Annotated in this window: 5 protein-coding genes; 4 read left to right on the forward strand and 1 reads right to left on the reverse strand. The window is 71.1% G+C overall.

Features of this window, described 5'->3' with window-relative positions:
* Positions 1 to 29: 29 nt before the first annotated feature.
* From M8859_RS27435 to M8859_RS27450, 4 genes are read left to right on the forward strand one after another with little or no spacing between them, the layout of a single operon-like run.
* Positions 30 to 10,046: a hybrid fatty acyl-AMP ligase/type I polyketide synthase gene (locus M8859_RS27435; protein WP_249645025.1), complete on the forward strand. Its 10,017-nt coding sequence runs from the start codon at positions 30 to 32 to the stop codon at positions 10,044 to 10,046.
* On the forward strand, positions 10,043 to 12,319 hold the full coding sequence (locus M8859_RS27440; RefSeq protein ID WP_236565651.1) for a thioester reductase domain-containing protein: 2,277 nt from the start codon (positions 10,043 to 10,045) through the stop codon (positions 12,317 to 12,319). The genes M8859_RS27435 and M8859_RS27440 overlap by 4 nt, the downstream gene beginning before the upstream one ends.
* Positions 12,319 to 13,416, forward strand: a complete 1,098-nt coding sequence (locus M8859_RS27445; RefSeq protein ID WP_236565652.1) for an alpha/beta hydrolase — start codon at positions 12,319 to 12,321, stop codon at positions 13,414 to 13,416. The genes M8859_RS27440 and M8859_RS27445 overlap by 1 nt, the downstream gene beginning before the upstream one ends.
* Positions 13,413 to 14,663: a glycosyltransferase gene (locus M8859_RS27450; protein ID WP_249645026.1), complete on the forward strand. Its 1,251-nt coding sequence runs from the start codon at positions 13,413 to 13,415 to the stop codon at positions 14,661 to 14,663. Before M8859_RS27445 ends, M8859_RS27450 begins: the two co-directional genes overlap by 4 nt.
* Here M8859_RS27450 and M8859_RS27455 read toward each other — a convergent pair.
* Entirely contained in the window at positions 14,646 to 15,644 is a 999-nt protein-coding gene (locus M8859_RS27455; protein ID WP_159928745.1) for a Gfo/Idh/MocA family protein, read from the reverse strand. The two genes, M8859_RS27450 and M8859_RS27455, sit on opposite strands and share 18 nt — an antisense overlap.
* Positions 15,645 to 15,665 lie beyond the last annotated feature (21 nt).

Consider the following 15,665-nt stretch of genomic DNA (forward strand, 5'->3'; position numbering starts at 1 on the left):
TGACAGTCGAGTTCCGAAGGTTGTATCGCATGACCGAATACCGATCGTTCGTCGATGTCCTGCTCACCCGCGGTGAGACACTGCCCGCCGCCACCGCTTACCGTTTCCTGCGGACCGGCGACGTGGACGGCGCCATCGACGAGATCACCTACGCCGCCGTGTCGGTCCGGGCGCGGGCGATCGCCGCCGCGTTGCAGGAGGGCGGCGTGCGCCGGGCCCTGCTGCTGTATCCGTCCGGATTGGATTTCATCGCGGGCTTTTTCGGCTGCCTGGCCGCCGGCGTCGTCGCCGTGCCCGCACCGCTGCCGCAGCTGGAGGCTCGGTCCCTGCGACGGTTGCGGCACATGGTCACCGATGCCGACGTCGACGCGGTACTCACCACCGGACAGGTCCGCGCCGAGGCGGCCGCGGCGCTCGAGCAGCTTCCCGAACTGGGCGCGCCCACCTGGCTGGCGACCGACGAGATCCCCGACGACATGGCGGCATCGTGGCATCGGCCCGCCGTCGGACCGGATTCGGTCGCCTTCCTGCAATACACGTCGGGTTCGACGAGCGCGCCGCGCGGCGTCGTGGTCACCCACGCGAACCTGCTGCACAACGAGCGCGCCATCGCCACCGCGCTGGGTCATACGCCCGAGCTGCTGGAATCCCGCACCGACGCGCTGTTCGTGAGCTGGCTGCCGATGTATCACGACATGGGACTCATCGCGCCTGTGTTGCAGACGATGTTCGTCGGCGCGAACGCGGTGCTGTTGTCCCCTCAGCATTTCCTGCAGCGTCCCGAGCGCTGGCCGCAGGCGGTCTCGGCGTTCGGCGCGCACACCAGCGGCGGCCCGAATTTCGGTTACGAGCTGTGCCTGCGCCGGATGACGCCCGCGCAGATCGATCAGCTCGACCTGCGCGGCTGGAAAGTGGCCTTCAACGGCTCGGAGACGGTGCGCCCCGCCACTGTGCGCCGGTTCGCCGACACCTTCCGGAACGCGGGGTTCCGAGCGGAATCGTTCCAGCCGGTATACGGCTTGGCCGAGGCGACACTCATCGTCAGCGCCGCCGAACTCGGCGCCGAGCCCACGGTGATCCTGCCGCCGGGCCGGTCCGAACTGGTCGGCGTGGGGCGCCCCGCCGAAGGGCTGTCGATCGCCATCGTGGACCCCGAGCGGCGCACGGAATGCGCGGAAGGCGACGAGGGCGAGATATGGGTGTCCGGAACCAGTGTCGCCGCTGGATATTTCGGCAACGAACAAGCCACCCGCGAGACCTTCCACGCCCGGCTCGGTGCTGATGACCGCGCTTTCCTGCGCACCGGGGATCTGGGTTTCGTGTCCGACGGCGAGTTGTTCGTCACGGGGCGGCGCAAGGATCTGCTGATCATCGACGGCAAGAACCACTACCCGCAGGACCTGGAGCTGACGGTCGAGACCGCGCACGCCTGCGTCCGGCCCGGCTGTGTGGCCGCCTTCTCGGTGGACGAAGGCATCGACGGAGAACTGCCCGTCGTGGTCGCGGAGGTGCGCACGGAGGACCCCGCCGCACTCGCCGAGGCCGAAGACGCGATCCGCGCGGCGATCGGCGCCGAGCACGGGCTCACACTGCGGTCGGTGGTGCTGATCCGGCCCGGGGCCGTCCTCAAGACCAGCAGCGGCAAGGTACAGCGGCAGGCCTGCCGCGCGGCGTATCTCGACGACGAGTTCGCTCCACTGCTGTCCACACGCGGACAGTTCGACGACCTCGCCGCCCCGGCGGGCACGCCACCGGGCGCGGCGATGACGGCCGAAGAGATGCAGACCTGGCTGGTGGAGTTCATCGCCCGGCTGGCCTACCTCGATCCGGCGCGGATCGACGTGCATCGGCCGCTGGTCGAATTCGGCCTCGGCTCCGCCGATCTCGTCGAGCTCGTCGTGGAGCTGTCCGACCGGGTCGGGCGGAGCCTGGACACGAACCTGTTCTTCGAGCATCCCACCATCGCCCAGGTGGTGGCGGCGCTGCATCGCACCGAAGCCGCCGCCACGCCGGTAACGCACCAGGAACGCACCGACGACGCCATCGCGATCATCTCGATGGCCTGTCGTTTCCCCGGCGGCGCCGACGATCCGGAATCGCTGTGGCGACTGCTGGAGGAGGGACGCGACGGCCTGTCCGACGTGCCGCCGGGGCGCTGGAGCACCGACGGGCTCTACGACCCGGACCCGGCCGCCGAAGGCAAGGCGTACACCTTCCGCGGCGGATACCTCACACAGGTCGACCAGTTCGACGCCGCGTTCTTCGGCATAGGACCGCGCGAGGCGGCGGTGATGGACCCGCAGCAGCGGCTCATGCTGGAACTGAGCTGGGAGGCGATCGAACGGTCCGGCCGCGACCCCAGGCAGTTGCAGGGCAGCATGACCGGGGTCTACTTCGGGGTGTACAGCACCGGTTATCTCGCCGACCCCGCTCCCCGGCAGTTGAACGGACAGGTCGGCACCGGCCTGTCGCCGAGTGTGGCCTCCGGCCGGGTCGCGTACACGCTGGGCTTCCACGGTCCCGCCGTCACCCTCGACACGGCGTGTTCGTCCGCGATCGTCGCGCTGCACCTGGCCGCGCAGGCTTTGCGCGCCGGTGAATGCGACCTCGCCCTGGCCGGCGGCACGACACTACTGATGGGGCCGACCGCGCACGTGGAATTGTGCAAGCTCGGTGTGCTCTCGCCCACCGGGCGGTGCGCGCCGTTCTCGGCGGGAGCGGATGGGACGGTGTGGGCCGAAGGCGCGGGTCTCGTGCTGGTGAAACGGCTCGACGACGCCCGGCGCGACGGCGACCGGGTGCTCGCGGTGGTCCGCGGGTCGGCGGTGAACCAGGACGGTCGTAGCCAAGGCATCAGCGCTCCCAACGGATTCGCCCAAGAACAGGTCATCCGGGCGGCGTTGCACTCCGCCGGGCTGGCGCCCGAGGACATCGACTATGTGGAAGCGCACGGCACCGGCACCGCGCTCGGTGACCCGATCGAAGCGCGTGCCCTGGCGCGGGTCTTCGGTGCGGGACGGGCGCCGCAGCGCCCGCTCGGGGTGGGTTCGCTGAAATCCAACGTGGGGCACACGCAGGCGGCGGCCGGAATCGGCGGCCTCATCAAAGTGATCCTGGGGTTGCAGCACGAGAAGATTCCGGGAATGGCGCACGACGGGCCGCCGACACGGCAGGTCGATTGGGACGACACCGGACTGGTCGTGCGCACCGATCCGGCGCCCTGGCCCCGGGGCGACCGACCGCGCCGTGCCGGAGTGAGCGCCTTCGGGCTCAGCGGAACCAACGCCCACCTGATCGTCGAGGAGGCGCCCGCATCCGAGGACCTTTCCGACCCCTTCGACGACGACGCACCGCGGGATATCCGGGTGGCGCTGTTGCCGATCTCGGCTCGGAACCGGGCCTCGCTGTACGGTCAGGCGCGCCGCCTGCTCGAGCGCGTCACCGGCGACCCCGCCCTGGCGCCGGCGACGGTGTCCCGGTCACTGGCGTTGGAGCGCACACCGTTCGAGTGGCGGGCCGTGGTGGTGGCGAGCGAGCGTGACGACATGGTCAGCGCGCTCGGCGATCTGGCCGGCGAACGGTCGACGCCCGATGTCGTCGTCGCCGCGGACGCGGCGCTCACCACGGGCAAAACGGCGTTCGTCTTCCCCGGGCAGGGTGTTCAGTGGGCCGGGATGGCGCGGGACATGGTGGCCCGCTCCGAGGTCTTCCGCGCCGAGTTCGCACGATGCGACGAAGCGTTCCGGCACCGCACCGGATGGTCGCTGGCGACCCGGCTGTTCGGGCTCACCGCGGCGGAACTCGGCGACTTCACCGTGGTGCAACCGCTGTTGTTCGCCACGATGGCGGCACTCGCGGCCACCTGGCAGGACGCGGGCGTCGCACCGGACGCGGTCATCGGGCACAGCCAGGGCGAGATCGCCGCGGCCTACGTCTCGGGCGCACTGAGCCTGGACGAGGCCGCCCGCGTGGTCGTGGCGCGCAGCCGCCTGATGGCGGGCATCGCCGAACAGGGCGCGATGGCGATGATCGCGTTGCCCGCGCAACGGCTCGAAGAACGCTTGGCCGCCTTCGACGGAGCGGTGTCGATCGCGGCGGTCAACATTCCCCGTTCGACGATCGTGGCCGGAGCACGCGAGGCGGTCGAGACGCTCGTGGGTGACCTGGTGGACGAACAGGTCGAGGCGCGGGTGCTGGCCGCCGGGCCTGCGCTGGCCGGGCATTCGGTTCTCCTCGAACCGATACGGGACCGACTGCTCGACGAACTCGCCGGTTTGAGCGCTACCCCACCATCCGTTACCTGGTACTCGACCGTGCTGGGCGAACCGGTCGTGGACGACCGCGCCGAAGCGAGTTACTGGTACCGCAACGCGCGCGAGCCGGTCCGGTTCGCGAGCACGATCGAGCGCATGATCGGCGACGGATTCCGGTATTTCGTCGAACTCGGCGTGCATCCGCTGCTCACCACGGCGGTGCGGGCCGTCGCCGAGCAGACCGGCCGCGAGGTCGTCGCGGTGGGTTCGCTGGTGCGCGACGAAGACGGGCCGCGCAGCCTGGCGCGTGCCCAGGCCGCGCTCTGGGTGGCCGGCCGCGACCTCGACTGGTCGCGTCTGGTGCCCGCGCACGGCAGCGTCGACCTGCCGACCTACGCCTTCGACCGGCGGCGGTTCTGGACCGAATCGGCGTCCGAGGACGCCACTGCGCTCGGGTTGCGGTCGGCCGCCCATCCCTTCGTCGGAGCCGTTGTGCCGCATCCGGATTCCGATGGCGTGACGCTGACCGGACGGATCGCCCTGCGGACCCACCCGTGGCTGGCCGACCATGCCGCGCCCACCGCGGTCGTCATGCCCGGCACAGGTCTGGTCGAGCTCGCGATCCGCGCCGGTGACGAGGTGGCCGCCGGAATCGTGCGCGAACTCGTGCTGCACGCCCCCATGGTGATTCCCCAGGACGCGGCCTTGCAGATCCAGGTGGTGGTCGCCGACGCCGACGCCACCGGTGGCAGGCCCGTGTCGATCCACTCCCGCCTCGAGCGGGATCTCGGCACTTCCTGGACGCTGCACGCTCGCGGAGTGATGGCGGCGACGCCCGAATCCCACGCCGGTGACGCCGACACCGCGCCGTGGCCTCCGGCGGGCGCGACCGCCGTCGACGTCGAGGACATGTACGCGCGGCTGTCGGTTCGCGGGCATCGCTACGGCCCGCTGTTCCGGTCGGTGCGCGCGGCGTGGCGCAGCGGCCCGGAAATCTTCGCCGAGGTGGCGCTTCCCGAGAATGCCTACGGTGATGCCGCGCGATTCGAGATCCATCCCGCGCTGCTCGACTCCGCACTGCACGCGGCGCTGCTGCTGGGCACGGACGACAGCGATGCCGCGCTGCTGCCGTTCGCGTGGACCGGTGTGACCCTGCACGCCTCCGGCGCGACGGCGCTGCGCGTCCGGATCTCCCGCGACGGCTCCGACGGGGTGCGCGTCGTGGCGAACGATCTCACAGGAGAGCCGGTCGTGTCGGTGGGCTCGCTGGTGCTGCGGCCCGCACCCGCGGCGCAGGTGCTCGACTCAGCGGCGTCCGCCGCGCATCGCACATTGTTCCGGCCGGAGTGGACGGCCGTTGCGGCGCCGCTGACCGTCCGGCCGGTCGTCGCGGTTGCGTGGTCGCGCTCGGGCCCGCGGGATGCCGCGCCGGAGGCGGTGATCATCGACGTCGCCCAAGGGCATTCGATCGACGCGGTGCACGCCGCGGTAGGGCAGACGCTCGAAGCCTTGCAGTCGGCCCTCGACGACCCGCGACTGGGCACGGCCACCATCGTGGTGCGCACCCGCGGGGCCATGGCACTGCCCGGCGAGGACGTCCCGAACACCGCGGGAGCGGCGGTGTGGGGGCTGACTCGCGCGGCGCAGTCGGAGAACCCGGAACGCATCGTGCTGGTCGACAGCACCGACGCGGAGGTGGATATCGCGACGGTACTGGCCTGCGGTGCGCCCCAGGTTCTCGTGCGCGACGGCGTCCTGTCCGCGCCGCGACTCGTGCGGCCCGCCGCGACGGACGCCGCGGCAAGCAGCCCGGACTTCGGCGGCGGTTTCGTGCTCGTCACCGGAGCGCCGGGACGGCTCGGCTCGCTGCTGGCCGGGCACCTGGCCCGGTCGCACGGCGTCACGAAACTGCTGCTCGCCAGTCGCCGCGGCGCCGACGGCCCCGGCGCGCAGGAGTTGCGCGCCGAACTGACCGCCCTCGGCGCGGAAGTGGTCTTCGCCCGCTGCGACGTCGCCGACCGAGCCGCCGCGACCGAACTGCTGCGCGGACGCACGCTCAGCGGCGTCGTCCACGCGGCGATGGTTCTCGACGACGGCACGCTGGGCTCGCTGACGCCCGGCCGGCTCGAGGCGGTGCTGCGGCCGAAGGTCGACGGGGCCTATCACCTGCACGAGCTGACCTCGGGCATGGATCTGTCGTGCTTCGTGCTGTTCTCCTCCGTCGCCGGCGTGCTCGGCAATCCCGGTCAGGCGAACTACGCGGCCGCCAACGCCTACCTCGACGCCCTCGCCACTCATCGGGTGGCGCGGGGGCTGACCGCGCAGTCCCTGGCGTGGGGTCCGTGGAGCTTGGACATGCACGAGGTGATGGCGGCGGCGGATATCCGCCGCATGGAACGCACCGGCGTGCGTCCTCTGACGGCACACGAGGGCTTGGCCGCGTTCGACGCGGCGCTGCGGTACACCGATCCGGTGCTGGCTCCGATGCGGGTCGATGCCGACGCGATGCGGCGCGCGCCGCACGTTCCGCCGATGCTGCGGGGGCTGATCCGTCCGCCGTCGCGCCGCACGGCCGTCCACCGCGACGCCACCGACCCCTCGGCGCGGTCGCGATTCGCCGAACGGCTGCGCGGATTGCCGCCCGGAGAAGCGACCGCGGTCGCGGTCGACGTAGTGGCGCGCTGGGCCGCCGACGTGCTCGGCCATACCGGCGCCGACGCCATCGCGCCCGACCGGTCGTTCCAGAGTCTGGGCATGGACTCGCTGATGGCGGTGGAACTGCGCAACCGGTTGCGCGACGATACCGGCATCCTGGTGCCGCTCAGCGAGATCTTCGCCAACCAGAGTCCCGCCGCGCTGGGCGAATACCTCCTCGCCGAAGCGGCGCGCACGGCTACCGAGGTGCCCGCCGTGAGCACGGCCGAGCAGGAGGTCCCCGAGGTCGTCACCCTGCCTGTCACCCGAGACCTGATGCGGCTGCTGCGCACGGCGCAGCAAAACATTCCGAGTGTCGCCCAGACCGGCGGGCTGGCCATGCGGCTACACAGGGCGGTCGAACGCGCCGAACTGGAAGCGATCCTCGACCGCCTCGCCGGACGCCACGCGGCCTTGCGCACGGTGATCGTGCCCAGCGACGCGCACGGCACCCGACTGCGAGTGCGGTCGCGGCCGGGCGGGCCGCTGCTGCGGTGGTCGGTCGTCGATCGGCTCGGCCACGCCGTGGCGCGCGAACGCTTCGCTGAGCTGATGCGCGAGCCGTTCGACCTGGCGGAGGGGCCGCTGTGGCGGTTCGAACTGCTGGAATCCGATTCCGGCGAGCAGACGCTGATCTTCGGCGCGCACCACGCCATGTCCGATGTCCAGTCGATGTTGCTGGTCGCCGGGGAGATCGAAGCCGAACTGTCCGGCGCTGCGTTCCCAAATGTCCTGTCCAACAAGGACGTGCACGATCTGCTCGCCGCGCAAGCGCCGCAGGCCGAGCCCGACGCCGACTGGCGCCGGGAGTTCGCCGGATGCCGCCGCCTCGACCTGGCCCTGGCCCGGCCCAGACCCGCGCAACGCAGTCACCGTGCCGGAGAGGTGCTGCTGGAAATGCCGGCCGGGCTCCAGGACCGGGCCGCGCGGCGCGCTCGGGAGCTGGGCATCACACCGGCGGCGCTGTTCCTCGGCGCGCTGACCGTGCTGCTCGCCCGGCGGCAGGACAACGATCGTTTCGCGCTCGCCGTCCCGGTGGACACCCGCATCCACGCCGATGCTCCGGCGGCCGTCGGCTATTTCGGGGTGCCGGTGCCCTACCCGGCGAACGTCGAGCCGGGCGAGTCCATCGATGAGCTGCTGCGCCGGACCGGTGACCGGCTGCGGCGCCTGCTGGTGCCCGGAGCCGGTTTCTCCGACGTCCTCGGCGCTCTCGCCGCGGAGGGCCTGTACCGGGACAACGCGCCGCTGGTCGAGGTGTACTTCAACTACCTGAGGGCGAATTCCGCTGTCCACCGTGCGGATCTGGTTCCGGTGGGGACCGGGTACTCCGATCTGGACCTCATGGTGGCCGTGCTGGCCGACGCGGGCCGGATCTGGTTCACCTACAACGCGGACATCATCGATGACACGACCTGCACCCGGCTCGGCCAGGACTACCTCGCGTTGCTCGATGAGGTGGTCGAGCAGGCCGGATTGCCGGTGCGCCCGGGGTCGAGCGCGCCGCACCCGGCCACGCCGCAGGCTGTCGCGTTCGGGGCCACGTTCGCGCTGGGCAAGCTACCGGATCTGTATCGCGCGGCGACGGCGCACGGCGAGCACGGGGACGGGCTGACTGTCTTCGAAGCCCCCTACCACCACGTCTCGGCCGGGCTGCGCGATCCCTCCGGCGTCTTCGCGCAACCGTCGACCGCCTTGGGCATCGTGCTGTTGCGTGCGGCGGACCTGGAGCGTTTCGGCGCCCTCACCGACGACACGCTCGCCGAACTGACCGAGCAGTACCCCGCCGCGGTCCGGGAAGCCTCCGAACGCGCCCGTGCGCCGATCGTCGTCGGCTTCCTTCCCTCCCCCGGCCTCGATGATCGACTGCTGCGGTGGGAGCGGCGAACCGCGGAGCGGCTACGGGAGATCCCCGGCGTCGCGGTCCTCACCGAGGCCGACTGGACCCGTGATCACCACGTGGCGCATCGGTTCGACGAGCAGACCGACGCCCTGGCACACCTGCCGTTCACCGAGGAGTTCCAAGCGGCGGTGGCGCTGACGCTCGCCGCCGTCGCACGTGTCGCCTTGTTGCCCGCGCCGAAGGTCATCGCCGTGGACGGCGACGACACCCTGTGGAGCGGGGTGGTGGGCGAGATCGGCCCTGCCGCCGTCACCTTCGACCCACCGCGGATCACGCTGGCGCGGCGGCTGCGGCAATGGCGCGCCGCGGGCACCCTGCTGGTGCTGATCAGCAACAACGACGACGATTCCGTTCATGCGGTCCTGGCCCGCCCGGACAGCCCACTGCGCGCCGAGGACTTCGCCGTCGTCTCCACCGGATGGGACAGTAAGGCCGAGCGGCTCGAGGGCGCCGTCCGCACATTGGGTTTCGCCCTGGACGAGGTGGTCTATCTGGACGACAACCCGGTCGAGATCGCGAAAGTGCGTTCCCGTGCACCGGAAGCGCTCGCGGTGACGTGTCCGCCGGTCGGGGAACTGGAGGCGTTCCTCACCCGGTTGTGGCCGGTGACGCCGGTGGCGGTGACCGCGGAGGACGCCGCGCGCGCGGAGTTCTACCGGCGCGAGCGCGACCGCGATTCGGCCCGGGAACAACTCGACTTCGCGCAATTCCTCGAGCAGTTGGAGCTGGAGGTGAACGTCGAGCGGCTCTCCGAGCAGAACTCGGCGCGCGCGGCGCAACTCGTCCGCCGGACCAGTCAGTTCGTCCTGGGCGCCGTCACCGGGGAGGATGTCGAGCGCTGGCGGGAGGACGGCGAGGTGTGGACGGCATCGGCACGGGACCGGTTCGGCGACTACGGAACGGTGGCGGTGCTCGCGCTGCACGCCGACGGGGCCGCGCTGCGGTTGCGCGGCTGGCATCTGAGCTGTCGCGCGCTGGGCCGCGGCGTCGAGGAACGCCTGCTCGGCTGGCTGGCCGACCGCGCGGAGGCGCTGGGTTGCGCGACGGTGCGCATGACCGTCCACCGCACCGCACGCAACGTGCCCGCCCGGCGGCTGGCCGCCGCGCTCGGCGGCGGCGGCGGCATCGATGACGAGCGACTCGAGGTCGAGGTGGCGCCCGAGCGCCTGCGCACGTTCCGATCCTGGGCGCAATGAGCATGACCGACAAGGAGTTTCCCGTGCGCAGTCCCAACGGCGAGCACCCGCCCCGCACCGAGCGGGCCGATCGGCGCGACCTCGCCGAGGCCATCGAACGCGGTGGTGGTCTCGACGTGTCCGCGTTGCTGGCGCGCGCGGGTGCTGCGGTGACCACCGAGACGGCGGCGGTCGAGCGTCCCGGCGAATGGGACCTCGAATCGCTCACGACGGCGATCACACGGGTGGCGAATCGGTTCACCGCCGAGACCATCGGTCCCGAGACCGATTTCTTCGACGGCGGCGGCACGTCCATCGCCGCGGTGCAGTTCGTCGCGGCACTGGCCGCAGAGCTCGACGTGCATCTCGATCTGGACGACGTGTTCGCCGACGCGCGCCCGCGCAGGCTGGCGCAACGCCGGCTGGGCGCAGCCACGCAGGCGTCTGAAAGCGAGAGGCCGGTACTCGTCGCGGATTCCGTGGACGACGAGTTCGCCCAGCTCATGTCCGACGTCGCCGGAGCCGACCGGCTCCCTTCGGTCGAACCGCCGGACCGGGTGGTCCCCCGCCGCGTGCTGCTGACCGGCGCCACCGGCTTCCTCGGCAGTCATCTGCTGCTGGATCTGCTGCGCGGCAGCGACGCCCACGTCGTCTGCCTCGTTCGCGCGCGGGACGACGCCGCCGGCCTCGACCGGTTGGCCGAAGCGCTGACGCGGTACCAGCTGCCGTGGTCGGCGGAGGTGCGCAGGCGGGTGACGGTGCTGACCGGCGATCTGCGCGAACCCGACCTCGGCCTGTCCGGCGAACGCTGGGCCGGGCTGGCGGAGGAGGTCGACGCGATCGTCAACGTCGGCGCCGCGGTGGACTTCCTGCGCGGCTACCGGTCGCTGCGCCGCGGCAATGTGCTCGGTCCGCTGACGCTGGCGCGGCTGGCGGCGACCGGCAGACCCAAACCGCTGCATCACGTCTCCTCGATCGCGGTGTTCAACGAGCTCGGCAGAACCTCGATGGGTGAGGACGATCCGGTGGCGAACATCGGCAAGCTCGTGATCGGCTACGACCGGACGAAATGGGCCGCCGAGGCCGTGATGCGACGCGCACGCGAACACGGACTGGTCGTCACCGTCCTGCGCCCCGGCGGAATCGGCGGCCATCGCGAGACCGGCGCGCACAACCCCCGCGACCTCAACAGCGGCATCATCGCGGCGCTCTCGCGGTTCGGCACCGTCCCCGCGCTGCGCAATCTGCATGTCGCCCCGGTGGATTGGGTGAGCAAGGTCGCCGCCGCGATCGTGTGCGCGCCGACGGCATGGGGGCACAACTACCACCTCACCGGCACCCCCACCGCGCTCGAGCAGATGCTGGGCGAGTCGTCGGCGATCGGCATGGACATGCGGGTCCAGCACTGGGCCACCTGGTGCGACGAGGTGGTGGAACGGATCCGCACCGAACCGGTGCCGGAACTGGAGTCGCTGGCTCAGGTGTTGCAGAGCCCCATCGCGCGCCATCCGCTGGAGACGATGGCTTCCGTGCCCGCCGCCACCGACGAGCGGACCCGGGCTTTCCTGCGCGCGCACAACCTGCCCGAGCCGGTCCGCTACGGCGCGCAGGCCCAGCGCAAGACGCTGGAAATGCTGGCGAGCACCGGCCTGGCGCGGCTGCCGCAGCCGCAGGACCCTCCCTATCTGTGGTTCTCGGAAACCCTGGTGGGCACGATCGGTCCCGCGCAGGCGGCGGCCGACACCTCCTGCACCCTGAACCTGCGACTGTCCATCGCGAGCACCCACCAGCTGGCGGCCGGGCGCACGGTCGATGTCAGCGGCGAACTGCGGTGCGCACTTCTGCACGACGAACCGCTCACCGTGACCGGTGTGGCGTCGGTCCGCCCGCACGACGGCATCCCGATACGGCACGGACTGAAGCATCCGCTGATGCACTACCGGTTGACGCTGCGTGAGGCCGACGGCGGGACGTGGTGGCTGTCGGGCTACAAACACGCCGAGGCGCGCCGCGCCGTGATCCGGCAGGCGCGCACGCTGACCATCGAACTCGGTCGCGAGGGCGAACCGGCGGGCTTCGCAGGCGAAGTCGCCGTTCCGTTGGAGACCTACCTGCGCGATCAGATCGACGGCATCCAGGTGGATCCGCGACTGTCCGAACGCCAGCGGCGCACCGCGAAACTGCTGTGGCTGAGCTGGTTCGGCTCCCAGCTCGGTAAGGGCCTGCTGGAACCGGCGCTGCGCGTGGGCACCGAACTGCTGGATCTGCGCCGAAACGCGAAGGAGTTCCGTTGATGCTCACCCCCATCCGGCCGGGCGGCGCGCTCATGGTGGAGGAGATCCCGTTCCAGACGACCGACGGCATCCGGCTCGGTCTGCGCCGCGTCGTCCTCGACGATCCCGGCCGGCCCGCGGTCCTGCTGGTCCACGGCCACGGCGTGTCCTCGGAGATGTTCCTGCTGCCGGAGACCCGCACTGTCGTCGACGCGCTGGTCGACGCGGGATACCAGCCGTGGCTGCTGGATTGGCGCGGCAGCTCGCGCCTGCCGTACAACGCGTCCGGGCCGCGCTTCAGCTTCGACGACGTTGCGCTCTACGACCTTCCGGAGGCCGTCGCACAGATCCGGCGGCGCGGCGGGGACCAGCCGCTGTTCGTGGTCGCGCACTGCGTCGGCGCCCTGGCGCTGTCGATGAGCATGACCGCGGGACTGCTACCGGACCTGGCCGGGGTCGTCGCCCAGGGGGTCTTCCTCACTCCCAAGGTCGGCAATGCGGTGCGGATGCGGGTGCTCGTGGGCGGGGAACTGCTCGGCTCGCGCGTCCACCATCTCGAATCCGACTTCCGCAAAGTCGGGCTGTGGTCGCGGAAAACGCTGCTGTACGCGTTGCTCACCCGGAAAGGGGAGTGCACCGATCCCACGTGCCGGATGGTGCACGGCAGCTGGGGCATGGGCGCCGAGCTGTTCGTGCACGATCATCTCGATCCGCGCACCCACGACCGCCTCGCGGAGCTGTTCGGTCCGATCCCGGTGCATGTGCTTCCGCAGCTGCGGCGGATGGAGCTGGCGCACGCGGTGCAACGCTGGAACGACAACGACGACCGCTACCGCGTGCTGCCGGAGAACGCCCTGGACCACGCCGACCGGATCGACTGCCCGGTGCTGCTGCTGTCGGGCAGTCAGAACGCGGTCTGGCTCGACTCGAACAAGCTCTGCCACGACGTGCTCACCACCCGGCACCCCCGGCTGGACGTGCGCTACGTCGAAATCCCCTCCTACGGTCACCTCGACACCTTCCTCGGTCGCGGCGCCGCCTTGGACGTGTACGGCCACATCCTCGAATTCCTCGACGGCTGCGGGCCGTCCGGCCCCGGATCGAAGGGTGCGGCGTGAGCGCACAACCGGCCGACGGCCCCTCGCTGCGCATCGCGATGTTCTCGGATTTCCACCCGGCCACCCTCGGAGGAATCCAAACCTCGATGCGCGCGCAGCGCAGGGCATTGGAACGGCTGGGCCATCACGTCACCGTGTTCACCATCCCGCCACCACAACCAGGACCGCCGGACCCAGGGATAGTCGTCTTGGCGACCACGGCGGGCTTGGCCGTCAACGGCTACCCCGTCGCCCTGCCGACGCGCGGGAACGCACGGCGCATCGACGCGGTGTTCGCCGAGCGCGGCTTCGACGTCGTGCACACGCAGACCACCTACGGCGCGGGCGTCGCCGGATTGCGCGCCGCCCGCCGCCACGGCATCCCCGTCGTCCAGTCCATGCACAGCCGCGACGACTCCTTCATCGAGCGCAATTCCCCGTTCCCCTACCTCGCCGCGCTCACCATGCGCGTCCTGCACGGCGGCTTCGTCCGCCTGCGCGCGACGATGCCGCGTCTGCCGGAAAGCCGCACGGCGCGGCACGCCTGGCGGCCGTTGGTCGCCCAAGCGCAGGCCGCGGACCGGGTCGTCGTGCCGACGCGGCATTTCGCGCAGCGATTGGCCGCGCACGGGGTGGATCGTCCGATGCACGTGGTGTCCAACGGAGTCGACGACGATCTGGTGCGCGGCCTGCCGAAGCGCCCCGGCGAGCGGGATCCCCTGCTGCGCGTTCTCTGGTGCGGTCGCTTCTCCGCGGAGAAGCGACCGTTGGAGGCCATCGAGGCGGTACAACGGGCCGAGGGCTGCACTCTCGACATCTACGGTGCGGGAGCGCTGGAGCCACGCCTGCGCTCGGCTGTCGACGGGCTCGGGTTGCGCGAGCGGGTTCGGTTGCACGGCGAAGTGAGCCAGGCGGAATGCTTGGCGGCGATGCGCGCCCACGACGTGCTGCTGTTCCCCTCCGCCGGGTGCGACACACAGGGCATGGTGCTGCTCGAGGCGGTCGCGGTGGGTCTTCCGGTGCTGCACTGCGACCCCGACGTGACCGAAACCGTCCCGGAGGGCGGGGAATTGCGCGCCCGCGATTGCTCGACGACCGCGCTCGCCGATGCGCTGCGCACGCTGGCGGATCATCCCGACAGCCTCGACGCCATGCGCGCTGTCCTGGCTCGCCACGCCGGCCGGGCTCTACAGTCACGGTTCACCACGCGGCTTGTCTCGGTCTACACCGAGGCGATCGCGGCCGGCGCGTCAGCTCGGTTGCCGTAGCGGCAAGCCCGCGGCAGCGTAGATCGCATCGATGACGCTCATCGTCGCCACCGCGTCATCCGGCGAGGTGGCGACCGGCTCCCCGTGCCGCACCGCCGCTATGAAGGCGTCGAGCTGATAGGCGTATGTGCTGCGGCGCGACGTCTTCTCGGTGCGCCTGCCGCGTTCCGAACGCACCGACAGCCTGCGCGGCAACTGCGGCGCCACCGGGTTGACCACCCGCAGTTCACCACGCTCGCCCACCACTCGCGCGCCGATGCGCAGCAGGTCCGACGACCACATCGAGCAGCGCACCCGCCCGATGTGACCGGAAGGGAAACGCAGCTCGGCACTCATCGCGCGGTCGATGTTCGAGCCGCGCAATTTCGCGGTCGCCGCAACGACATCGGGTTCTTCGCCGCCGAAGACCCTGGCCATGTGGACGGCGTAGCAACCGGCGTCCATCAGCGCCCCGCCCGCCAGCGCGTAGTCGTAGCGGATATCGGAAAAACGCGGCAGCGGAAAGCACATCGCGGTGTCCACCCGCACCAGCTTCCCGAGTTCGCCCGAGGCGATGATCTCTTCGGCTCGCCTGGTCATCGGGTGATAGCGGTAGTGGAACGCCTCCATGACCACACGGTCGGAGGTCGCGGCGAGTGCGGCGATCTCCCTGGCCTCGGCGGCGTTGGCGGTGAACGGTTTCTCGCACAGCACGTGCTTGCCCGCCGCGAGCGCCTCTTTCGTCCACCGCCCGTGCAAACCGTTCGGCAACGGGTTGTAGACGGCGTCGATGCCCGGCGCGGCGACCAGTGCGGCGTAGCTGTCGAAGACCTGCTCGATGCCGTGCCTGCGCGCGAAGGCACGGCCGCGCTCCGCCTCGCGTGCCGCCACGGCGGCTACCACCACGTCCGGATTCTCCGCGGCGGGATGCACGAGAGCGGCCGGTGCGATGCGGGCGGCGCCCAGGATGCCGATCCGCAGGGGCGGTCCGGAGTGCGTCATGCGCGCGACTGTAGCAATGGA

This window comes from Nocardia sputi (genome assembly GCF_023501985.1).

Coding starts and splice junctions, on each gene's coding strand:
- M8859_RS27435 (WP_249645025.1), top strand. CDS start 30: ATGACCGAATACCGATCGTTCGTCGATGTCCTGCTCACCCGCGGTGAG.
- M8859_RS27440 (WP_236565651.1), top strand. CDS start 10,043: ATGAGCATGACCGACAAGGAGTTTCCCGTGCGCAGTCCCAACGGCGAG.
- M8859_RS27445 (WP_236565652.1), top strand. CDS start 12,319: ATGCTCACCCCCATCCGGCCGGGCGGCGCGCTCATGGTGGAGGAGATC.
- M8859_RS27455 (WP_159928745.1), bottom strand. CDS start 15,644: ATGACGCACTCCGGACCGCCCCTGCGGATCGGCATCCTGGGCGCCGCC.